Source organism: Mycobacterium sp. P7213 (genome assembly GCF_900604305.1).
Classification (GTDB): Bacteria; Actinomycetota; Actinomycetes; order Mycobacteriales; family Mycobacteriaceae; genus Mycobacterium.
On sequence record NZ_UWOA01000039.1, the window covers coordinates 25,072 to 46,925 of the forward strand.

Here is a 21,854-nt window from a genome sequence, read left to right on the forward strand (position 1 = left end):
AACTGCCGGGTAGCCTAACACCCGCCGCGCTTGCGGTCGCCGCTAACCTGACCGGGTGAATCTCGACCCGAATCAGGCGCCCCTGCGCGAGGCCTGCGACACCGGCCTGCTGGCCGGCGTGGTGACGCTGGTCTGGCAGCGCGGCTCGGTGCTGCAGGTCAACGAGATCGGCCACCGCGATGTCGGCGCCGGCCTTCCGATGACCCGCGACACGGTCTTCCGGATCGCCTCCATGACCAAGCCGGTCACCATCGCCGCCGCGATGACCCTGGTCGACGAAGGACGGCTGCGGCTGACCGACCCGATCGCCCACTGGCTGCCGGAGTTCGCGGCGCCGCGGGTGCTGGTCGACCCGGCCGGTTCGCTGGAATCGACCACCGCGGCCCGGCGCGCGATCACGGTCGACGACCTGATGACCCACCGCTGCGGCATCGGCTACGGATTCTCCGTGCCCGGTCCGATCGCGCGGGAGTACCAGCGTCTGCCCTTCGGTCGCGGACCCGAAGCCTGGCTGACGGCGCTGGCGGCGTTGCCCCTGGTGGATCAGCCCGGTGAGCGCATGACCTACGGCCACGGCACCGACGTGCTGGGCGTGCTGCTGTCGCGGATCGAGGGCAAGCCACTGCCCCAGGTGATCGAGGACCGGATCCTGGGCCCGCTGGGAATGACCGACACCGGCTTCTGCGTCACACCGCAGGCACGTGGGCGCAGCGCCACCATGTATCGCGTCGAGGGGGAAACGCTGCGCGACGATGCGATGGGTCCGGTGCCGATCACGATGCCGGCGTTTCCCAACGCCGGGGGCGGCCTGATGTCCACTGCCGACGACTACCTGGCGTTCGCCCGGATGTTGCTGGCCGACGGCATGTTCGACGGCACCCGGGTGCTCTCGGCGGAATCCGCGCGGGCGATGCGCACCGATCAGCTCACCGACGACCAGAAGCGGCACGCGTTCCTGGGCGCCCCGTTCTGGGTCGGTCGCGGGTTCGGTCTCAACCTGTCGGTGGTGACCGACCCGGCGAAGTCCCAGCCGCTGTTCGGACCGGGCGGTGCGGGCGCGTTCGGCTGGCCGGGCGCCTACGGCACGTGGTGGCAGGCGGATCCGGCCGCGGACCTGATCCTGATCTATCTGGTCCAGAACTCTCCGACGCTCTCCGCCGACATGGCCGTCGCGGTCGCCGGCAATACCTCGATCGCCAAACTGCGGGTGGCGCAGCCGAAGTTCGTCCGCCGGACCTACGCGGCGCTGGGTCTGTGAGCCCGGTCTAGCGGCTCTCGCCCACGAGACTCGCGCCCGCCCGGCGAGCCTTCGCCAGCGCGGCGTCGCGCATCTGTTCCCGCTCCTCGGCGGTCCAGCGCGTGGTCGGTTCGAAGACCAGGGTCTGCACGTTGTAGCCCAGCATGGTGAACACGTACTCCAGATAGGGGCGCTGGAAATCCTGCAGGTCGGCACGATTGCCGTCGTACGCGCTGGAGCGGGTCAAGACGAGTTGCAGCGGCTTGCCCTGCCCCAACGTGCCCACGTGTTCGCCGCGCTCGTTGAGCGTGAAGCTGGCCATCGGTTGCACGATGACGTCGATCCACGCCTTCAGCGCATGCGGCACATGCCAATTCCACATCGGCGACGACACCACCAGGCGGTCGAATGAACGCACCCGGTCGATTTCGGCCAGCACCTCCGACCAGATCTGCTTCTGCTCAGGGGTGCGGCGTTCGCCGTAGAGCGGAGCGAACTTGGCGAATGCGGCGTCGCGCCCGAACACCAGCATCTCGTCGGTCCACACCGAGAACCGTTCGACGTCGCCGACCGCTGCCGCGGGCGCGGCGTCCAGAAAGGCCTGGGTCAGTGCCGAGGACAGTGAGTGCTCTTGCTTCGGACTCGCTTCCACCCACAGCGTCTTCATGGTGCCCTTCGTGGTCAGATCATCGAGATCGGTGAGATCTTCACGCCGGCCTCGAGTGCGCCAGACAACTCGCGTGCCACGTCGTAGTCGAAGACTACGTGCCCGCAGATCACGTCGACATCGCGTTTGGCGCGCTGCAGCGGGCTGGTTACGAACTGCGCACTGGCACCGGAGGCTTCGAGCAGATCGGCGATCACGGCGCGGGATTCGTGGACGATGTACGCGGCCGCCGCCCGGGCATCGGCCCGAGTGGAACGGCTGATCCGCTCCCGCGCGTCCACCGCACCTTGAATCCGGCCGACAGTGTCGCCGAGCAAGCCGCGCAGCGCACGCAGCCGAACCCGCGCATCACCGAGGCGAATCTGGGCCGCCGGCTGATTCTTCTGCGCGGCACCGGAATACGCCAGGACCCGTCCGGCCAAGCGCTCGGCGAACAAGTCGGCGACCCATTCGGCCGACCCGAGGGCGGGCATCGCGGCGACCAGGGCCAGCGCCGGGACCATCGGCCACCGGTACGCCGAGCCGTCGTGCAGCTCGGCGCCGGTCGCGGTACCGGAGTAGATGTCGACGACCTTGACCAGCCGGTGCGACGGGACTAACACATCCTCGATGACGACATCGTTGGAACCGGTGGCCCGCATGCCCGCGGTGTGCCAGACATCCTCGATGTGAATGTCGGCCGCCGGGAGCAGCACCAGCGCAGGGTAAGGGCCGTCGTCGGGACCGCAGATCGCTCCGACCATGATCCAGTCGGCATCCATCACCCCGGTCGCCCATGACCAACGCCCGGACAGCCGGATTCCGTCACCGTCGGGCACGCCGCGTCCGGTCGGCGCCAACGGCGCCGGGCACAGCACCGGCCCGTCGGCGAACACCTCGTCCTGGGCCTGCTCACCGAAGAGCGCCAGCATCCAGTTGTGCAGGATGTAGAAGCCGAGCGTCCAGGCACTCGACGCGCAGCCATGCGCCATGCGCCGAATCGGGTCGAGGATCTCGGGAAACTCGGCCTGGCGTCCGCCGTAGCGTGCCGGCAAGAGCAGGTCGGCCAGCCCGGACTTTCGGAATTCGTCGACGGTGTCTGCCGGCAGTCGGCGCAGCTCCTCGGCCGCCGCGGCGCGCTGCGCCAGTCGGGAGATGAATTCCTCGGACACCACCGGTGCCATCGTGGTCGCCATGGTCGGACCGTACCATACCTTTTGGTATGGACGTCAGTGGCGAAGCATGACGTCCAGGAACTGTTCTCGCCGTCCCGCGGCCGATGAGCTCGGCGCCGACCCGGCCAGATGCAGAAACCCGATTCCGGCGGCGAACGTTGCGTTGGCACGCATCTCGGCCTCGTCTGCATCGAAGCCGTCGTCGAGAAACACCTGCCGAACCGCTTGGAGCACCCGCCGATCCGAGCTGCGTACCGCCGCGGCGACGCTGTCCTCCGACCGCGCCCATTCGCGCATCGCACGTTCGAGCATCCAATGCGCGGGCCCGACCAGGGCGGTCATCATGCGCGACAACCGCTCACGCGGAGGCAGTTCCGACAGCGCATCGAAGTCGCCGCGTTCGGAGTCGCGCACGGTCGCCCAGGTGTCGACCAGTCCCTGGCGGTAGGCCTTCATGTCGGCGAAATGCCAGTAAAAGCTGCCTTTGGTGACCCCGAGCCGTTTGCAAAGCCGGTCGATGGTCAGCGCCTTGAGCCCGTCTTCGGCCAGAATCCGGAAGCCGGCTTGCACCCAGTCCTGCACGGACAGCCGGGGATTGCCACCCGACCCGCCAACTGCGTCCGACGTGGCCATGACGAGTCAGCGTACTTAATCGGCGAGGCCGGGTGCCTGCGCGTAGCGGTCCAATGCCTCGGGCGTGAACACCGCCAACCCCAGCTCGGGGTTGTAGCCGTGAATCTCTTTCACGTCGAGTTCGGCCAGGAAGTAGAGGATCTCCTTGGAGATCACCTGACCGGGAACCAGCACCGGGAACCCGGGCGGGTAGGGCACCACGAAGGTCGTCGAGACCAGCGTCTTACCGTCGGCGACCCGGCGCCCGGCGTCGCCGAGCATCACATACTCGCGGTCGGCCTCTTCATAGCCGGCGTAAAACGCCAATCGCATGTCGCCGAATGTGCTGGCACCGCCGGGACGAAACGCGGGCGCGAACTCGCTGAAATCCGGCAATGGCGGCAGGTCTTCGGTGATCTCAACGGTTTTGCGCTGCTGCAACGCCCGATCGTCGCTGCTGGCCGCCGCCCAGGCCCGGTCCAGTTCGCCGGCGACCCGGCGCAACGCATCGAGCAGGTAGTGCACGCTGGACCAGGTGACACCAATGGTGAAGATCAACAGCACAGAGTTGATGGAGGTCTTGTTGATCTGGATGCCGAATCGGTCCATCAGGACCTTCTCGCGGAATTCATAGCCGTTCATCCCGGTCCGACCCACGAACAGCGTCACCCGGGTCGGGTCCAACACGAATTCGTCGGAACGCCAGGCCTCGTTCCACTCCGCCAAACCGCCCTGGCGGACCTGACGGTAGGAACTGACCGTGGAATTCCGGAACTCATCGGGCACCAGGTCGTCCTCATCGAGAATCCGGAACCATTTGTTGATCAGCCGGTCTTTACGAACCCGGTGGCGAAACACCAGCGCCATGTCGTAAACCCGCCGGACCAGGTCAAAGCCTTCGATGTCCACCTGGCGGCGCGCCAGATCCAGCGAAGCGAGCAGCTGCTGGTTCGGTGAGGTGGAGGTGTGAGTCAAAAACGCCTCGGCGAACGCATCCCGCGCCAGCGCGTTGAAGTCCTTGTCCCGGACGTGGATCATCGACGCCTGCCGCAGGGCCGACAAGGACTTATGCGTGGAGTGGGTCGCATAGACCCGCACCCGCGCCGAGGGAGCCGGCAGCAGCCGGTGTTCGCTCCACTGGTCGCGATCAATGCCCGCCATGGATTCGCGCCATGCCTGGTACTCCTGGGCGTAACGCGGTGAGCCGAGCATGCTCTCCAGGCGTTCGGCGGCCACCATGGCGGTGCGTTGCCGGGCCCACGGCACCGCCGTCGCGAAGGCGTACCAGGCCTCATCCCAAAGGAAACAAATGTCCGGCTTGATCGCCAGGACTTCCTCCATCACCCGGCCGGGGTTGTAGACGACGCCGTCGAATGTGCAGTTGGTCAAAGACAACATCCGGACCCGGTGCAGCTGTCCGGCGGCTTCCAGGTCCAGCAGTGCCCGCTTGATGGTGTGCAGCGACACCGCGCCGTAGATCGCCGTGGCCGCCAGCGGGTAGGCGTCCAGGTACATCGGATAAGCACCGGCCAGCACCAGGCTGTAGTGATGCGACTTGTGACAGTTGCGGTCGATCAGGACGATGTCACCGGGCCGGGTCAACGCCTGCCCCACGATCTTGTTGGCCGTCGAGGTCCCGTTGGTGACGAAATAGGTGTGGTCGGCGTTCCAGGTCTTGGCAGCCTTTTTCATCGCCACCCGGATGGTGCCGTGCGGGTCCAGCAGCGAATCCAACCCGCCCGAGGTCGACGAGGTTTCGGCCATGAAGATGTTGCGGCCGTAGAACTCTCCCATGTCCTGCAGCGAGCGGGAATTGAAGATGCTGGCGCCGCGGGCCACCGGCAACGCGTGGAACTGACCGACCGGCTCGGCAGCATAGGCCCGCAACGCATCGAAATACGGTGTGGCGTAGCGCTTCCGGATTCCGGCAAGCACCGTGCTGTGCAGATCGGTGACGTCGTTGAGCCGGTAGAAGGTGCGGTCGTAGACGTCGGGCTCTTCCTCGGTGTCCGCGGCGATGGATTCGTCCGTCAGCAGATACAGGTCGATGTGGGGACGCAGCAGCCGCATCCATTCGCCGCACTCGATTGCGTCGTGGCTGCCATCGACGACTCCCGCGTCGTCGTTGGCGCCCAAAAGCGTGGTCATCAGCGGGACCCGGTCGCGCGATCGCAGCGGAAGGTCGTGGCGCACGATCGCCGCCTGGATCTCACCGTTGAGCGCTACGGCCGTGACGGCGTCCTCAACGCTGGAGGCCACCAACAGTTCGATCTGCACCTCGTCGTCGAGGTTGCGCAGTGCGCGAAGGCTTTCCGCGAGGCTTTCCGGTGCATCAGGGGGCGAGTCGTCGGCCAGCAGCACGGTGTAGAACTGCTGCCGCCGGGCCTGCGCTACCAATTCCTGATCAGACAGCGGTAACCCCAGGTCGAACAGCGCTGCCCGGTCGCCGTAGTCCGACAGCAGCCGCACCACCAGCGACACCTGCTCGGTCAGCGACACCGTCGCCATGCCCTCGAGGTAGTTGCGAAACGCCGCCAGCCTTCCCGCGCCGGGGAACAACCAATATCGCTCGTAGGCTGCCAGGCGTTGCATCAAGCGCTTGACCTGCGCATATTGGTGGGCGGTGTCCATCCCGGCGCGGTCGACCGCCGCCAATTCCCGACACGCGTCGTCGAGCAGGTTCCAGGTGTCCACCCGCGAATACGACGGGTTCGCCACCGCCGCTAAAGCCGATACTCGTAGTCTCCGATTCCGTGCGTCCCAATCTTGGCCCATGGGGCCAGTCTGCATGATCTTGACGCGGATCGGCCGGTTTAGCGACCTCCGGATCCCTCGGCCGACAGGCCTCGCGAAACCCGGCTTTCAGTCCTGCGGGGTGTCCTCGGAGTCGGGCTCACCGGGTGTGACCGCCGGCTCGCTCGCCGCCCGCACCGCCAGCGAGGCGGCCCGCAACTGCGGTGTCACCAGCATCACCTGGCCCAGCACGCCGTTGATGAACCCGGGCGAATCGTCGGTGGACAACTCCTTGGCCAGCTTCACCGCTTCGTCCACGGCGACCGGCTCCGGGACGTCATCGGCATGCAGCAATTCCCAGATCGCCACCCGCAGGATCGCCCGGTCCACGGCCGGCAGCCGCTCCAGTTTCCAGCCCTGCAGGTGCGAGGTGATCAGGTCGTCGATGTGGGCGGCGTGCTCGGTGACCCCCTTGGCCACCGTGACGGTGTACGGGTGCAGCGGTGACACGTCGGGCTGCTCACTCGCCAGCGCCGTTCGCAGCTCCGCGCCTTGGGCCGGGGTCAGGCCCCGGGCCTCGGCCTCGAAGAGCACGTCGACGGCACGCTTACGGGCCTGGTGCCGGCCCTTCACCGGCTTGCCAGCAGGCATGGTCAGGAGTTGACCCGTCCCAGGTAGCTGCCGTCGCGGGTGTCGACCTTCAGCTTGTCTCCGGTGTTGATGAACAGCGGCACATTGATCTGGGCACCGGTCTCCATGGTGGCCGGCTTGGTGCCCGCGCTGGACCGGTCGCCCTGCAGGCCGGGCTCGGTGTGGGTGACCTCCAGCTCGACGCTGACCGGCAGCTCCAGATACAGCGGCACCCCGTTGTGGAAGGCGATCTGCACCAGCATGCTCTCCAGCAGGTAGTTCGCCGAGTCGCCGACCAGCGATTCCGGCAGCGGGTGCTGCTCGTAATCCTCGCTGTCCATGAACACGAAGTCGTTGCCGTCGCGGTACAGGTAGGTGGCGTCGCGGCGGTCCACGGTGGCGGTCTCCACCTTCACGCCGGCGTTGTAGGTCTTGTCCACGACCTTGCCCGACACCACATTCTTGAGCTTGGTGCGCACGAAGGCCGGACCCTTGCCCGGCTTGACATGCTGAAACTCGGTGATCTGCCACAACTGGCCGTCGATCACCAGCACCAGCCCGTTTTTGAAGTCAGCAGTTGAAGCCACGGTCGTTCACGTCTCCTAGAGAATGGTCAGTTAGTTAGGAAAGTCGATTCTTCCCTTTAGCGGATTGACCTGCACTTATGGCAGGCCATGCTCGGATTTCAGCTTTGCACAGCGCTGGAACGTAAGATAACGGCTGTGCCGGAACCTTTGCTGTCCAACCTCACGCAATCCTGGGAGCTGGCACTGCTGTCCGCCAACCGCTCCCCCAAGACGATCACGTCCTACCTGCGCGGGGCGCGACTCTATCTGGAGTGGTGCGGCGACAACGAACACCCGGAGCAGCTTACGCGGCCCTTGGTGCAGCGTTACATGGGCGAGCTAATCGCAGACGGAAAGGCCGCCAATACTGTGGCCCTCCGTCTAGCCGCCCTGAAGCAATTCACTCGGTGGTTGGCCGAGGAGGAAGAGATCCCCGAGGACCCCCTCGTGGGCCTGCGAGCACCCAAAATCCCCACCAAAGTCACCCCGGCACTCTCCGACGACCAGCTCAGTGCACTACTTACCGCATGCAGGGGCAACGGCTTCCGGGACCGTCGGGATACCGCCATCGTGCGACTGATGCTGGAGACCGGTATCCGGGCCTCGGAGACGGTGGCGCTGACCGTGGCCGACGTGGAGCCGCTGCGGGGCGGCGTGGTGACGATCCGCAGCGGCAAGGGCGGCAAAGGACGCACCGCACCATTCGGCCCCCAGGTCGGAACCGCCCTGGACCGCTACCTACGGATACGTGCTACCCACAACCTGGCGGCCACCCCAGCGCTGTGGCTGGGAGTCGGGGGCAACCGGGGGCTGAGTTACCACGGCCTCAACGACACCCTGCGTGACCGGGCCAAGGCAGCGGGAATCCCTGGCTTCCATCTCCACCTGATGCGGCACACCGCCGCGACTCGGTGGCTGCGCGCCGGGGGCAGTGAACAAGGATTGATGTCGGTGGCCGGGTGGACCAGCAGGTCCATGCTCGATCGGTACACCGGAGCATCCGCCTCCGAGCGCGCCGCCGCCGAGGCACGCGGCCTGAATCTGGGCGAACTGTAACGAAACCGATCAGCGATGCCCGCCATCTCCAGTCGAATGAAAGTCATCCTATAGTCGGACTATAGTGAAAACCCTTGCGCTACTTAGGGTTACAACGACTAGACGTCCAGAGTCTGCTACGCTAGTCAGTACAGCGCCCAGGTGAATCGGAATCCGACCGAGCCGCTGCCCTCGGAGAGGGTAGACGCCTGGACCAGCGTGACAATGTGACGAGGCACCAAGCGCAGCGCACACCGCGAGACACCGGAGTGTCGGATTCCGGCCCGGTCTCGGGAGCGTGCGACAGAGATCCATTCCTGTCGCAGGAGACTCCCGATGAACAAAGATCTAAGCCGGGCTGCGGGTCGGTACTCGCAGCTCAAGCGCGGTCGTTCCCTCGATGATCCCGTGGTCGTAACCGCCCACCGAGATCTGGCCACCGCTCGAATCGCCGAGCATGCCGCCGAGGTGATGCAATTCTGCCCACCGCTCCTACCCGACCAGGTGGAGCGGATCGCCCGTGTCCTGGGTGGTGAGAAGTGACCTCCATCAACGAAGGGCTGACCCCCACGGAGCGGTCGTTGCGCAGTCGGATGGCGGCACACGCCTCGTGGGCGAATACACCGGACCGCAGCGCACGCACCGCAGCGGCCCGACAGGCCGCGCTGGACCGCTTCGAACGCGACGTAGACCCCGGCGGCACGCTGCCACCCGCCGAGCGCGGTCTGCGCGCCGAGAGCGCCCGCAAGGCGTACTTCAGCGGGCTGGCGCTGAAGTCGGCCAAGGCCCGCCGTGGCCGCAAGGGCGGTGCGGCATGAGCACTGGCAAGAAACGCCTCGACATGGTCAACGAATACCGCGCCGAACTCAAGGCGGTTCACGGACTGGACACCCGCGAGATGACGGCGGAGGACTACATCGCCGATGTCTGGGAGCTGCAGGAGCAACTCGAAGAGGCACACCTCCTGCTGGAGCTGGCCGAAGAGCTGATCTCCCTGCGGGACAAGGGCGAAGAGCTGCGGGCCCGCCTAAAGCAGCGGCAAGAGGAGTACGACACCCAGCGGCAGCGGGTGATGAAGCGGGCCGCCCCCGCACTCGATTACTGCGGGCCTTACCCCTGGTATCGCCCCGCCGACGACCCGGCCGAGGAGGATCCTCCCCCTGTCATGTCGGCCAGTGAACTCCGAGCGCGGCCGCAGCGGGGCAAGGCCAAGGCGGTGCGCGACGACCGCTGAGGAATGTCGTGACCGCCTGCAGCAGCTGCGGGCCGAGGATCTCCTCCCGTCTGGTTCCGCGAAGGACCCCAGCGTCGGTAGTGCCACCCGAATTCGATCTACCCGGCAGTCACGACCGCCGTGACCGGCCTGAACTGCGCCAAGTACGCCGCCCAGAGCCACTACTAGGAGCTGATCGAGACCGAGCGGATCGGGAAGCGCCGGGCGGCCTGGGAGGGCTACATGGCCTCCGCCTCGACCCGCCGGAATCCGAGGAGGGATCCGATGTGAGCCGGGAGTAGCCCCGGATGGAAGAGGACCCCGGGCCGTAACCCGGGTTCCTCGAACCTCCCAACCACAGGAGGTGGCTCCGAAGTTCGGTACCAACCAACAACTCAGGAGCATCGTTATGCTCTCAACTAACATCCGTAAGCCGAAGACTTCCCGGGGTCCTGACGGCATCGACATCGACCTGGAAGTTCTGGCCCAATACGGACCCCAGATCGCCGTCACCCAGATGCTCCTGCGGCAGCACCCCGGTGCTTCCTCCAGGACTCTGGCCAAGACCTCCGGCATGAGCCACCAGACCGTGAGCAGGACCATCGACAAGCTCCAGGAGCTGAACCTGGCGGTGGTCCAGAATGGACCAGAATCGGCCCCAGCCGGTGGTGCGCCGAGTTTGCAGTGTGTACCTACTACCAGGGTTATTTCTGGTGGAGATACCCAAGGAGCTAATCAAGGTGAGTCACTCTCAGCAGTAGATACCTCTCCTGGAGTAAGTAACACACGGCAAACTCCGGCCCCGGTGATCCTGCTGGAGGCGGGGCAGACCCTGGAGCCCGCCGGTGGCCAGGTCCTGGTTCCGCTGGCCGGGGGGCAGACCCTGGTCCTGCCGCAGGGTCAGCCGCTGGAATCCCTGGAGGGGCACTCCCTGGTGCCCGTCGCAGGCTCTGGCAAGCCGAAGGCCAAGCCCAAGACGCGCAAGCCCCGCTCGCCCAAGGTCTGGGCACCCAAGCCCGCACTGCACCTGGTCGACCCCACGTTCCCCGACCCGAGCACGGTGCCCGGGGACACGAGCCTGGATCTGGGGTGGGCAGACCTCGCCCAGGGGTCTCTGGAGGCTCGGTGGCTGGTGTCCTACCTGGCCGCCAAGATCGACACCAAGGCCATGCAGAGCAGGGCTCCCGGCTGGGTCGGCGGAGGCCGGTGGAACCAGATCACCCGCGCTCGGGCATTGCGCAACCTCAGGTGGGCCGATCGGCTGCTGGGCGAGCGCACCCTCTACGAGGCGGTGCTGGTCGTCGATTACGTCTTCGACTCGGGCTGGCTGGGCGCGAACCCGGTCGCCGACAACGGCTACACCGAGCGCAGTTGGAGCCAGGCCATGGAGGGTGGTCGCCGGGTGACCGGGCTGTACCAGATTCTGAGCAACTTCGACGAGCTGATGGCGGCGCGGGCCCAAGACATCGAGGGCAATAACTACGACCCGGAGGTTCTGGTCGGCTCGGCCGACGACACTTCGCGATTTGAGATCGCAAAATGCCATTTTCACGGCTCTGGAGCCCAGGAGCACCACAGCGAGGAGATAGCGCGCCAGCAGGCCACACAGCCCCGTGAACCGACACCAGTGGAAGAACTACGCGAGAAGATCAAGGCATGGCACCGCAAGAACGACAGTCTGGCGAGGCGATAACCCGGAACCACGAGACGTGCCAGCGCCTGAGGTGCGAGACCTTGGAGTGGGCGACCGGCATGCTGCGCGCCGCCGGACCCGACAAAGCCGAGGACGTGTTTTTCGCCGTCCGGGCGACGCTGGCCGCCGAGCCCTGACGCACTGGGACGCCCATCGCGTCGAGGAGCTGGAGGTCGCGTGGGAGGAGATCTGGGAGGACGTCAAGCAGTACCGCTGGCGCGGGGACAACCCGGCGCAGGCGGCGGCCCTCGACGAACGACACGCAGCGCTGCTGGCCAACCGTGAGCGGCCCGCCGAGCCCCACGAGACCAGCGAGGTCCTCGGGTGAGCGCCCGCGCCCACGGCCTGCCCGCCGACGTCGGCACCTACGAGGTCTACGCGGTCTACGTCGACTCGATCCCGACCTGCAGGTGGTCACCGATCACCCCGAGTACTTCGGCCCGGTCGAAGATTTCGCACTCTACCGGGTCACCGACCGCCACCTGGGCGAGGTCATCTTGACCTCCCAGTTCGGCCAGGGCGACGACGCGGTGGCCCTCTGATGGCCTACAAGCTGACCTGCCCGGGCTGTGACCGTTACACCAGCGCGGTGTTCACCGCCTACAGCGACGGCCTGCCCTGCCCCTACTGCGGATCCGGCCTACAGGCGTCCTCTAGCCAGTATTACCGGCAGCTGCACTACCCACTGGCTAGCACAGGCCCACGACCTGTGGCGGAGCTGTCTCTGCTGTGGCAGACCGCGACCCAGCTCGACACCGTCATGGTCGGCATCGACACCCGCGAGCTGACCCACACCCTCTGGCAGGGCGACACCGTCGCCATCGACGGAGCGCGCTACACGGTGCTGGGGATCGACATGACCCGGAAGCTGACCCACCCGCCGACCGTCAACCCGATCGTGGGGCTGTGGCTGCGACCGCTCGCCAGCGCCAGTTGCTACCCGCTGGGTAGCAACTGCACCAGTCGTGGTGCTCAGCACCACAACTGCCCATGACTCGCCGTCCTCGGCAACCGTATGCCCCTGGCATACGGTTGCCCATGACCTGCTGCGGAGAGCTGCGTACCCCACAGGGGGACGGAGGCCCACGACCTGCTGCTCGCCAGCAACTCCGGTCATGATGACCGTGGTTGAATCGCCGCAGTTCACGCATCCCGACTCTGGCCCGGAGTATCGGACAGCGAACATGTTCAGTCATCCTCTAGTCAGGAAAGCGAGGGCCGTGATGAGCGCCGAGGACCAGACCGAGCCCACCGCCGAGAACGCCGAGCCGCCGAGCCGCCGACGCTCAACGTCGAGGTCGCCGATCTGACCATCCGCCTGAGCATCACGCGGTGATGCTGTGGGGAGAGGCTGCTTTCCACACGAACTTCGGTCCGCGGGTCAGCTCATCCGACCGTGGCCAGTTGCCGTTGTTCGGCAGCCGCGGTGAGTATCGACCGCACCGTCTGGTGATGAATCCCCGCATCGGCGGCGATCCGCGTGATCGCAGTCCCGGCTGCATGTGCGGCCAGGACCTGTTCGACCTGACCGACGCTCTTGGTGGTTGCACCAGTATCGACCAGGGTGCGGGCCAGTTCGGCCACGTCCGGGTCCGCGCCTGCAGCCTGTGCGACGGCCTGCAGTGAGGGCTGGTTCGCAGGCCGATGATGCGGTGCAGGTGCAGTGGGCACTGCGGGCGCACCCGCGGTGCGCGGTGCAGGTGAGGCCGCTACTGCTGCTGCTGTGCGGTCCGCGGGTGCGTTGGTCTGCACCGGCGTGGGTGCAGCAGTACCTGCACGTGCAGCGCGTAGGTCAGCAGGCGATGCGGGGCGCAGCACCACCAGCGCGATGGTGGACACCGCGATCCCCGCGTCAATGCAGATCGGCCACAGCGCAGCCAGTTGCGGGTCGATGCCTCCGGCGACCGCGAGGCTGTGCAGCCCGGCGAAGCTGAGCACTGCAGCACCAAGTGCCAGCAAGCCGGTGACGGCCACCGACAGGCCGTAAACCCACCCGCCGGTGGCCGAGGTGCGGGCGCGGGTGGTGTGGCCACTGCGTGCCAGCACGGCCACGCCGTGGATGCCGATCAGGGCGACGACCGGCGGCAGGCAGGCGACGGCGATCTTGACCGCGACGACGGGCAGCCACTCCAGTACGGCGTGGGCGGCGTTGCCGCCGACGGAGACGATGGTGGCGGTTACCAACCACGCCATGAAGAACCGGCGGGCCTTGGCCCGATCGGCCTCGTCGGCGAGTTCGATTGCGGTCAGTCGGCTCAACAGCTCCCCTTCTCGGTCAAATCGTGGGTGCAGGTGGTCTCACCGACGGCGATGGTCAGCTCCACGCGGCCCCCCAGGGCTTCGAGGTACTCGACGAGCGTGCCCAGCCTCAGGCTCATGGGATCGCGGCGTTCGGTCTGCGAGATCGCCCCCTGGGTGGCCTGGAGTCGGTGCGCCATCTCCGCCTGGGTCAGCCCGGCAGCCTTGCGAATTGCCGCCAGATCAACCACACCGTCAATAATAGCTTGAACTAATTAATAGGTCTAGCTATTGAACTGTCGAACGTCATCACCGGCGGCAACGGAGGACGCAAGCAGGCCAGCCGGGCCGCGTAGAATCGGTGGTCCGAGTCTGTCCACTACGGTTCGTCTGTGGGCAACGAAAGCAACTCTGAGCTGTATCTACGCGCCGTCATCGAGTGGCTGCACGGCGTCGAGCTAGAACAGTTCGACTGCGACGGGCGTCAGCGCGCGGTCGATTACGTGTTTACCTCACCCGAGGGGGTGGATGGCGCTGTCGAGATGACCACCTACCGCGACGGCCAGGCGGCAGCGCTGCAGGCCAAGCTGAATGGCGGCGGCGAAACGATCCCCGTTGATAGCCCACGAGGATGGGCGGTCAGGGTCGAACTCAGCACCAAACTGGATCAACTGCAGGTGCGTCTTCGAGCGGTAATCGCCGCATGCGACCGCCACGGCGTTGATGACCCAACTCGACTACCGGTCAGCGAAGACTGCACAGACGTTCAGTGGTTCATGTTGTCGGGGTTGGCCCTTTCACCGAGTGCACTGTCTGCTCCCGGCACAGTCGCCGTGCGCCTGCCGCCTACGACGGGTTGGCCTCGCGCCGAGAATCTGGATCACGATCTAGAGCGGATGTTCGCGGACGCTCGCGTTGTGTCGAAGTTGCACAAGCTGCGCGACCACCAGGGTGTTGCTGAACGGCATCTGATGGTCGGTGTCGACCGTTACCGGGCGGGGTTCGATCTGGTCGACCAGTTGCTTTCGCCACGCGGCTACGTGCCAGCGCACGTGCCGCGTGAGGACTTCGCCGCGACGCACCTGTGGATTACGGGCGGGTACCAGCATGTGCTCACATGGAACCGGCCCAGCGGGTGGGCCTGGGTATCGCTGCCGCCATCCGCGTGACGGCCCGTCGATGTCCAGCTGTTTCGATATGCTCTACCGAACGCTCGCGTCTGACTGCTGGACCCTTAGGTCGGTGGCGTTCGCGGTAATGCGTTGCGAAGGATACCCCGTGCCCAAGAAGACCAAGTACCAGCTGCTCGCCGGTGAGGTTGGCCAAGTCGCGGGGATACCTTCTGATCGGAAGCTGACCGCCGAAGAGATTGAGCGGATCAACACCCTCGTTGAGACGCTGCGCCGCTCGGCATCCGGCGGCAAACGCTACCGGCTTCTCTACCACCGAGCGAAGGAAGTCCAGTCGCGGATAACCGATCCGGAGCAGGCGAAGAAGACCCTCGAAAGGAAGCGCAGAAGCGAACTGCGCGGTGTGCGTGGTGTTCTTCCTGCTGGTCTTGTCCGCAGCTCTGCGCTGGATCGCGCCGGACACGAGGTGCTCGGGGGTCTCCCGTCTTCGCGACGCGGACATTAGACGCTCGGCGACCAGCTGACGAGGATCACTCGCGGGGCGTTGCGGCTGGTTTGGCTAATCGCAATTGTCCAGATTGTCGAGCCATGGATTGGCCTGCGTTAACATCGCGGAGTGCAGGTCTTGAAGCACATCGTGCGGATGGAGAACTCGCGGGACGGCATACTTCAGGTGGGCAGCAAGAGATTCGATCAGGGTACTGGCGGTTTCGACGACGTCATCCACCGACTGGCCTCTGATCTCACTCTCGAATGCCGCGATTAGTAGCGGCAGGGCGCGTTTGGTTTCCGCCTTGGCCGCCCGGGCTTCCGCACGCAGATACGCCCTGTCGGCCCTAGTCGCACCAGCCGTGGCATTGATCTCGGCATCTTCGATCGACTTATACAGATCAACGACTTGGTGCGCGTGCTGGTAAAAGCTATCTTCCCGCTCTTTGGTCGCCGGATCGGGGGCGACCGATGGATGAAACTTCAGGTATCGCTGCATCTCCCAGTCGGCCCATTTTTCTTCCGCCCAGTCCTTCACTCCTCTAAAGCCTGCTTGGACGCCTCGCGCACTCCCGGCGATCAACGACGATGCACCGCTGACGATTCGACCAGCAAAGTCTCCGATCACGCCGTCACCTTCAGCCCCTTGTAGATCAGCGGCACCAGTTCACCGAGCAGCTTCTGGGACAGCTCGGGGTTGTTGAGGATCTGGGCGGACAGGTCTTCGGAGGAGGCCATGGCCCCGATCACCGCGCCGACGAACTCGTTCTGCAGGTCGGGGCTGGCCGAGAACTGCGCCAGGGTGTTGTTCTGGGCCTGCTGCTGCAGGGTCTCGCTTTCCTCGAGCCGGTCCCGGATGTGGGTGACGACGTTGCGGACGCTGGAGTCCGGGTGATCCCCGGAGAACAGGTCGTTGATCTGGGCGATGACCTCATCGAGTGCCACCATCTCGGGGTCGCGAGCGATACCGGTTCCCGCCTCCTTGGGTGGTTCCAGCGGCACGTCACCGGTGAGCTTGGCCGAGGTGGTGGCCTGCTGGCGTTGAGCGATGTAGTCGAAATCCACGGTGGACAGGTCGATCTCGTGGTGCAGCTGCTCGCTGGAGATCACCGGGGCCAGGTGGCGCAGGTAGATCGACAACTTCTCCAGCGAGACGTCCTCGTAGTTGATGATCTGGGACAGGAAATCGTACTGCCGCAAGAAGGTGCCGACGTCCTTGCGGAACAACTCCAACTCATCGAGGCCGTGCTGATCGTTGTGCTCGCGGGCGGTGCGTTCCCGGTCCCGGAAGCGATCCTGCGCCGGGCCCACCCATTTGTTCAGCGCCTCATGGCCCTTGCCCTTGAGGTAATCGACGACCAGGCCCTCGATCTCCGACTCTTGATAGATCCCCGCCGAATCCAGCTTGTTCATCGTCTGGTGCACGATGTTCGGGTCGGTCACGTCGGCCAGCGTGGTGGCCTCGTAGTAGGGCTCGAACGCCTCGACGATGTCCTCGGCGGTGTTGGCGAAGTCCAACACGAACGTCTGGTCCTTGCCCGGCGCGGTCCGATTCAACCTCGACAGCGTCTGGACTGCCGCGACCCCGGATAGGCGCTTGTCGACGTACATCGCCACCAACAGCGGTTGGTCGAAGCCGGTCTGGAACTTGTTGGCCACCAACATCACGTTGTACTCGTCGGTGGCGAACGCATCGCGCAAGTCGCGGCCTTTAAGCCCCGGGTTCATCAAGGTCGAAGTCTCGCTGACTTTCTCGATCCCCGACTCGAGGTCGGAGACTTCACCGGAGAACGCCACCAGCGCGGCCACATCGGTGTAGCCCTGCCCGGTGACGTACTTGTCGATGGCGATCTTGTAGCGCACCGCCGCCTTCCGCGACGAAGTGACCACCATCGCCTTGGCCCGCCCATCCAGGCGGGGTGCGACGTTGGCGCGGAAGTGCTCGACGATGATCTGCACCTTCTGGGAGATGTTGGTCGGATGTAGCCGTACCCAGTTCATCAGTGACTTGATGGCAGCGCTCTTGTCGACTAACTCCCCGTCCGCGCTGCCCGTGACGGCGATGGTCCCGGCGTTGGCGGTGTCTTCGCTCTCGTAGGTCTGGCCGTTGTGGGTCAGCCGGAACGCCGTCTTGTAGGGGGTGTAGTTGCGCAGCACGTCGAGGATGAAGCCCTCCCCGATGGCCTGCTGCATCGAATACAGGTGAAACGGGTGCGGGGTGCCATCGATACCCTTGTGCCCGAACAACTCCAGGGTCTTGGCCTTCGGCGTGGCGGTGAACGCGAAGAACGACAGGTTCTTCGACTCCGCCCGAGCAGCCATTTCTGCGGCCAGCACGTCCTGGGCATCCACGGTGCCGCCGTCGGCGAGTTCCTCGATCTCCGTGGCGCTCAGCGCTGCTTTCAGTCGCTTGGAGGCCTCCCCGGCCTGCGACGAGTGGGCTTCGTCGGCGATGATCGCGAAACTCTTACCCCTCAGATCAGCTTGCTCCTGGATCAGCTTGAGCGCGTAGGGGAAGGTCTGGATGGTGACGATGATGATCTTCGTCCCACCGGACAGTGCGTGGGTCAGCTCCTGAGCTTTTGCGCCGCCCAGCCCCGCGATGTGGGCCACCACCCCCGGGGTGCGGTCGATCTGGAAGATCGCCTCCTGCAACTGGGCATCAAGCACGGTGCGGTCGGTGATCACGATGACCGAGTCGAACACCACAGCGTTCGCATCGTCGTGCAGCACCGAGAGTCGGTGCGCCAGCCACGAGATTGAATTCGTCTTCCCCGATCCGGCTGAGTGCTGAATCAAGTAGCGGTGTCCCGGCCCCTGCTCGTGAGCGGCCTCCACCAGCCTGGTGACCGCCTCCCACTGGTGAAAGCGCGGGAACAGCATGGTCTGCTTGCGGACCTTCTTGCCCGTGGCGGGGTCGATGGTCTCGTCGATCTGCAGGTGCATGAACCGGCCCAGGATGTCCAGCCAGGTGTCGCGGGCCAGGATCTGCTGCCACAGGTACGAAGTCTTCGACCCGTGCGGGTTGAGCGGGTTTCCGGCGTGGCCGTGATCGCCCCGGTTGAACGGCAAGAACACGGTGTCCTTGCCCGCCAGCTTGGTCGTCATCTGCACCTCGCTGTTGGAGACCGCGAAGTGCACCAATGCCCGAGACCCGAACGCCAACAGAGGCTCTCCCTTGGGAGGCCGGTGATGCTTGTACTGCAGGACCGCGTCGGTGATGTTCTGGACACTGAGGTCGGTCTTCAACTCGGCGGTGGCCACCGGGATGCCGTTGACGAAGAACACCAGATCGATGCTGTTGTGGTGGTTCTGCGTCGAGTAGTGCACCTGGCGCATCACCCGAAGGCGCACCGCCGCGTACTTCTTGGCGGTGGTCTCATTCAGGGTGGTGTTGGGCCGGAACTGACACATCTGGAACTGCGCGTTGAGGTCCTTAAACCCGCGCCGCAGCACCGACAGGGTGCCACCGTTGGCCTTCGGATCAGCCCCCAACGCCTTCACCAACGTCGCCAACACCCCGGCCCGTGCCTTGGCCCGGGCGTCTCCGGTCAGGTCCGGTTTGACCCGCTTGGCCAGCTGGTCCGGCTGGGTGTCGGCCAGCCAGTCGAACACGTCCTCCGAGAACAGCGCCAGCTCACGGTCATACCCGTCGTCGGTGGATGAGTACAGCCAGCCGTGCGCGGCCAGGTACTCGCAAATCTCGGACTCGAACACCGACTCGTGATGCTGCAGCGCAACCACTACGCCGCCCCCCTCACATCGATCTTGCCGGTCACCGCGTCGGTGATCAGCGCCGAGCGGTACTCCCGCAGCATGTCGATCACCTCGTTGGCCTTGTTGATCAAGGCTTCGATCCGGGCGCACCGCTCGTCGAGGAAGCCCGCGATGCGGCGCTGTTCCCTGATATCTGGGACCACCAACTGCAGTTCCGGTAACTTGCTCGCCTTGAGGCCTAATGCTGTTGAACCTGTTGCGCGTGCAACAAGTTGAGCCTGGAACGACTCCGCTATGACCGCGTATAAGAGGAACTTCCGGTGTACGACGCGAGGATCAGGACGGAACTTGATTATCCGCTGCGCCAGCGCTATATCTGTCCGATCCACCAGCGCTGCGTTTCCCAGTGGAGCCTCCATGGTGAAGAGGAGGTCACCTACTTCGGGAAGTCCGCGCCGCATGATCTCGCCGTACTCATCGGCGGAGACGTACTCCTCGGAGATCGTGTAGTCGATCCACCCAGGCCGCACGTTACGAGCGGTTATGAGGAGCACGCCGTCATCGACCTTCTTCGGAGTCGCTCCCCGGTAGTCCACTCTGCCGTCGACACACCGCAAGAACGGTCTGACCGACCACACCCGGGGGATCTCACCCAGTAGCTCGACGCCGGAGTCTTTCATCTCGACGTCGGGGTTGAGGCCTTTGGTGACGGCGTGGGTGATAGTGGCAGTGCGGTCCTCGCGCAGGGTGGCGATGAGCTGCCCCTGCTTGGCGATCAACGCATCAATCTTGGCCGTCTCTCGGTCGAGGAAGTCGGCGATGGAGGTCTGCTCGTCTTCCGGTGGGAAGCACACTCTCTCGTTGAAGTAGCTCTGCTGGTCCAGGTTCTGAATACCCGACGTCTGTTTGATCGACGGCTGCGTCAACCGCGAGTGATACAAGGAGTGGTGGACGTAGGTCCAGTAGCGGGGGTTCATCCCAGGGCGCAGGGTTACTTTTGCGACGAAGTTAGAGCAGACGGCAGGTTCGCCTTTGTCGTACAACACCACGAACCCGACTGGGCTTTTCTCGCCGCCGCCCGACTTCTCCAGGATGAGGTTTCCAGGTTCCAGTACGCGACCCCGCCGATCAGAGCTGCTTACCTTCCGGTAGGTGATGTCGCGATCCTGTATGCGAAGATGCGGACGATCGAAGTCTGCAACTCGAACACACCGAATATCGTCTGGGCCACCATCGGGTTCATCGCCCCAGACACCGTTCTGGCCCCGCAGCACCGACTGTTTGAGCCGATCGACCGCCCACTCACTCGGCACATCGCCGAGCCATTCGATACCCGAACGTATGTAGCGCGGGTAAGCAGGCCAGGTCATGCCCCGACCTCGGCGAGCATGACCTGGATCTCCTCGACGAGGACCCGCAGGTCTTTCTGGATCTCTTCCAGTGGGCGGGGTGGGGTGTAGCGGTAGAAGTGGCGGGTGAACGGAATCTCGTAGCCGACCTTGGTCTTGCCGTGGTCGATCCAGGCATCAGGTACGTGGGGCAGGACCTCGCGGGCGAAGTACTCCTCGATCTCCTCGGTCAGCGGCACATTCTCGGTGTCACGTAAGGCTGTGTCGGGTTCGGGGTTGCCCTTGCGGTCGGTGACGACAGCGGCGCTGTCGTCGTGCTCGCCGATGGTCGACCAGATTGTCTTGACCAGCGGGGCCGGGGGTTTGGTCAACCCAGCTTTTTGGAGGGCGGTTTTCAGCTCGGCGACGAATTCGTCACGGTCCTTCCATTCCCAGCTGATCAGCCCGGTCAGGGCACTGCGGATCGCGGCCTGCTCACCGGTCTTGAGCTTCGCGATGCCCTTCTGCGCCAGGACCTCTTCGATGTTGTCGGCGCTGGGGGTGAACCGCAGCTGCAGGGGCCGTTCGACGGTGATGGTGGAGTAGCCGAACTCCTCACCCTTGAACACCTTCGAGTGGGCCAGGCGCTCATCGGTGCCGTGTTCGTTTCGGTAGCCCTCGTACAGGTGGCAGATCCGCTCGATGTCCTTCTGCCGTAGCTCCTTGCGCTTGGATCCCAGAGACTTGCGCATCTTGCCGAACATCTCCACGGCGTTGATGAGCTGAACTTTCCCCCGCCGTTTGGTGGGCTTGTTGTTGTCCAGGATCCAGATGTAGGTGGCGATGCCGGTGTTGTAGAACATCTCGGTCGGCAGCGCGATAATCGCGTCCAGCAGGTCGTTCTCGATGATCCACTGCCGAATGTTGGACTCCCCGGATCCGGCCCCACCGGTGAACAGCGGGGAGCCGTTGAGCACGATGGCCAGGCGACTGCCACCCTCGCCGCCCTTGGCGGGCTGCATCTTGGAGATCAGGTGCAGCAAGAACAGCATCGACCCGTCGGAGACGCGGGGCAGGCCGGGTCCAAAGCGCCCCGCGAAGCCACGCTGCTCGTATTCGTCGGTGACCGTCTTCTGCTGGGTCTTCCAGTCCACCCCGAACGGGGGTTCCGTGCATGGTTTGGGCGTGTTGCAAACTGGCCTGATCCAGCGGCGAGAACGGTCCCGTGACGGCTGGGCGGAGACAACAAGTAGTAGTGATGGCGCCCAGGTCGCCACCTAAGGCCGATGGCGCACCCATCAAGCTCCCTTGCCAATACCACTAACTGGACAATCACGGTCGTCAGGCGAAGCTCCCAGCCCGCTCAATCGCAATCGCATCTAGTAGTTCGCGGGTCTGCCGCCGCCGGATAA

Annotated in this window: 23 protein-coding genes and 1 pseudogene; 12 read left to right on the forward strand and 12 right to left on the reverse strand. The window is 65.1% G+C overall.

Going from position 1 to position 21,854, the window contains the following annotated elements:
* The first annotated feature begins 55 nt into the window (after positions 1-55).
* Positions 56-1,258, forward strand: coding sequence for a serine hydrolase domain-containing protein (locus EJK91_RS15340; RefSeq protein ID WP_046301550.1), 1,203 nt, complete (start codon positions 56-58; stop codon positions 1,256-1,258).
* Between the two features lie 7 nt (positions 1,259-1,265).
* Here EJK91_RS15340 and EJK91_RS15345 read toward each other — a convergent pair whose 3' ends face one another.
* The 6 genes from EJK91_RS15345 to efp form a co-directional block, all read right to left on the reverse strand.
* Positions 1,266-1,904: an FMN-dependent NADH-azoreductase gene (locus EJK91_RS15345; RefSeq protein WP_125079356.1), complete on the reverse strand. Its 639-nt coding sequence runs from the start codon at positions 1,902-1,904 to the stop codon at positions 1,266-1,268.
* 14 nt (positions 1,905-1,918) lie between these two features.
* On the reverse strand, positions 1,919-3,079 hold the full coding sequence (locus EJK91_RS15350) for an acyl-CoA dehydrogenase family protein (RefSeq protein ID WP_444850825.1): 1,161 nt from the start codon (positions 3,077-3,079) through the stop codon (positions 1,919-1,921).
* A gap of 33 nt (positions 3,080-3,112) precedes the next feature.
* The gene (locus EJK91_RS15355; RefSeq protein WP_024442179.1) at positions 3,113-3,691 is read right to left on the reverse strand and encodes a TetR/AcrR family transcriptional regulator; all 579 of its coding nucleotides are present in this window, start codon (positions 3,689-3,691) and stop codon (positions 3,113-3,115) included.
* Positions 3,692-3,706: 15 nt separating this feature from the next.
* Positions 3,707-6,445: an aminotransferase class I/II-fold pyridoxal phosphate-dependent enzyme gene (locus EJK91_RS15360; protein ID WP_125079357.1), complete on the reverse strand. Its 2,739-nt coding sequence runs from the start codon at positions 6,443-6,445 to the stop codon at positions 3,707-3,709.
* Positions 6,446-6,532: 87 nt separating this feature from the next.
* A complete protein-coding gene (gene nusB, locus EJK91_RS15365) occupies positions 6,533-7,054 on the reverse strand; it encodes a transcription antitermination factor NusB (RefSeq protein ID WP_125079358.1) in 522 nt (173 codons plus the stop codon).
* 2 nt (positions 7,055-7,056) lie between these two features.
* Complete coding sequence (efp, locus tag EJK91_RS15370; RefSeq protein ID WP_024442176.1) at positions 7,057-7,620, reverse strand: elongation factor P; 564 nt, start codon at positions 7,618-7,620, stop codon at positions 7,057-7,059.
* Positions 7,621-7,755: 135 nt separating this feature from the next.
* On the opposite strand from efp, the gene EJK91_RS15375 reads away from it, so the two are divergent.
* From EJK91_RS15375 to EJK91_RS15405, 9 genes and pseudogenes are all read left to right on the forward strand, one after another.
* The gene (locus tag EJK91_RS15375) at positions 7,756-8,655 is read left to right on the forward strand and encodes a tyrosine-type recombinase/integrase (protein ID WP_241178710.1); all 900 of its coding nucleotides are present in this window, start codon (positions 7,756-7,758) and stop codon (positions 8,653-8,655) included.
* Between the two features lie 315 nt (positions 8,656-8,970).
* Positions 8,971-9,177 (forward strand): hypothetical protein, encoded by a 207-nt coding sequence (locus EJK91_RS15380; RefSeq protein ID WP_125079360.1) that lies wholly within the window; start codon positions 8,971-8,973, stop codon positions 9,175-9,177.
* Complete coding sequence (locus EJK91_RS15385; RefSeq protein ID WP_241178711.1) at positions 9,174-9,452, forward strand: hypothetical protein; 279 nt, start codon at positions 9,174-9,176, stop codon at positions 9,450-9,452. The genes EJK91_RS15380 and EJK91_RS15385 overlap by 4 nt, the downstream gene beginning before the upstream one ends.
* On the forward strand, positions 9,449-9,868 hold the full coding sequence (locus tag EJK91_RS15390) for a hypothetical protein (protein WP_125079361.1): 420 nt from the start codon (positions 9,449-9,451) through the stop codon (positions 9,866-9,868). Before EJK91_RS15385 ends, EJK91_RS15390 begins: the two co-directional genes overlap by 4 nt.
* Positions 9,869-10,364: 496 nt before the next feature.
* Positions 10,365-10,478: pseudogene (locus EJK91_RS23180) on the forward strand (MarR family transcriptional regulator); the annotation flags it as partial.
* 174 nt (positions 10,479-10,652) lie between these two features.
* Positions 10,653-11,540, forward strand: coding sequence for a hypothetical protein (locus tag EJK91_RS15395; RefSeq protein WP_125079362.1), 888 nt, complete (start codon positions 10,653-10,655; stop codon positions 11,538-11,540).
* A 16-nt stretch (positions 11,541-11,556) separates the two neighbouring features.
* On the forward strand, positions 11,557-11,868 hold the full coding sequence (locus tag EJK91_RS15400) for a hypothetical protein (protein ID WP_125079363.1): 312 nt from the start codon (positions 11,557-11,559) through the stop codon (positions 11,866-11,868).
* 82 nt (positions 11,869-11,950) lie between these two features.
* A complete protein-coding gene (locus tag EJK91_RS22965) occupies positions 11,951-12,082 on the forward strand; it encodes a hypothetical protein (RefSeq protein ID WP_277424731.1) in 132 nt (43 codons plus the stop codon).
* Complete coding sequence (locus tag EJK91_RS15405) at positions 12,082-12,534, forward strand: hypothetical protein (RefSeq protein WP_125079364.1); 453 nt, start codon at positions 12,082-12,084, stop codon at positions 12,532-12,534. Before EJK91_RS22965 ends, EJK91_RS15405 begins: the two co-directional genes overlap by 1 nt.
* Positions 12,535-12,926: 392 nt before the next feature.
* Here the strand turns inward: EJK91_RS15405 and EJK91_RS15410 are convergent, their stop codons facing one another.
* Entirely contained in the window at positions 12,927-13,799 is an 873-nt protein-coding gene (locus tag EJK91_RS15410; RefSeq protein ID WP_125079365.1) for a DUF2637 domain-containing protein, read from the reverse strand.
* Positions 13,796-14,029 (reverse strand): XRE family transcriptional regulator, encoded by a 234-nt coding sequence (locus EJK91_RS15415; protein ID WP_125079366.1) that lies wholly within the window; start codon positions 14,027-14,029, stop codon positions 13,796-13,798. Before EJK91_RS15415 ends, EJK91_RS15410 begins: the two co-directional genes overlap by 4 nt.
* A gap of 141 nt (positions 14,030-14,170) precedes the next feature.
* Here EJK91_RS15415 and EJK91_RS15420 point away from each other — a divergent pair, with 141 nt between their 5' ends.
* The gene (locus EJK91_RS15420; protein WP_125079367.1) at positions 14,171-14,947 is read left to right on the forward strand and encodes a hypothetical protein; all 777 of its coding nucleotides are present in this window, start codon (positions 14,171-14,173) and stop codon (positions 14,945-14,947) included.
* Between the two features lie 109 nt (positions 14,948-15,056).
* A complete protein-coding gene (locus EJK91_RS15425; protein ID WP_125079368.1) occupies positions 15,057-15,413 on the forward strand; it encodes a hypothetical protein in 357 nt (118 codons plus the stop codon).
* Positions 15,414-15,467: 54 nt separating this feature from the next.
* Here the strand turns inward: EJK91_RS15425 and EJK91_RS15430 are convergent, their stop codons facing one another.
* From EJK91_RS15430 to EJK91_RS15445, 4 genes are read right to left on the reverse strand one after another with little or no spacing between them, the layout of a single operon-like run.
* Positions 15,468-16,025 carry a hypothetical protein gene (locus tag EJK91_RS15430; RefSeq protein WP_241178712.1) on the reverse strand — a complete coding sequence of 186 codons (558 nt, stop codon included), beginning with the start codon at positions 16,023-16,025 and terminating at the stop codon, positions 15,468-15,470.
* The gene (locus EJK91_RS15435) at positions 16,022-19,141 is read right to left on the reverse strand and encodes a type I restriction endonuclease subunit R (RefSeq protein ID WP_125079369.1); all 3,120 of its coding nucleotides are present in this window, start codon (positions 19,139-19,141) and stop codon (positions 16,022-16,024) included. The genes EJK91_RS15430 and EJK91_RS15435 overlap by 4 nt, the downstream gene beginning before the upstream one ends.
* Positions 19,141-20,484, reverse strand: coding sequence for a restriction endonuclease subunit S (locus EJK91_RS15440; RefSeq protein ID WP_125079370.1), 1,344 nt, complete (start codon positions 20,482-20,484; stop codon positions 19,141-19,143). Before EJK91_RS15440 ends, EJK91_RS15435 begins: the two co-directional genes overlap by 1 nt.
* Positions 20,481-21,719 (reverse strand): HsdM family class I SAM-dependent methyltransferase, encoded by a 1,239-nt coding sequence (locus tag EJK91_RS15445; protein ID WP_277424732.1) that lies wholly within the window; start codon positions 21,717-21,719, stop codon positions 20,481-20,483. Before EJK91_RS15445 ends, EJK91_RS15440 begins: the two co-directional genes overlap by 4 nt.
* Positions 21,720-21,854 lie beyond the last annotated feature (135 nt).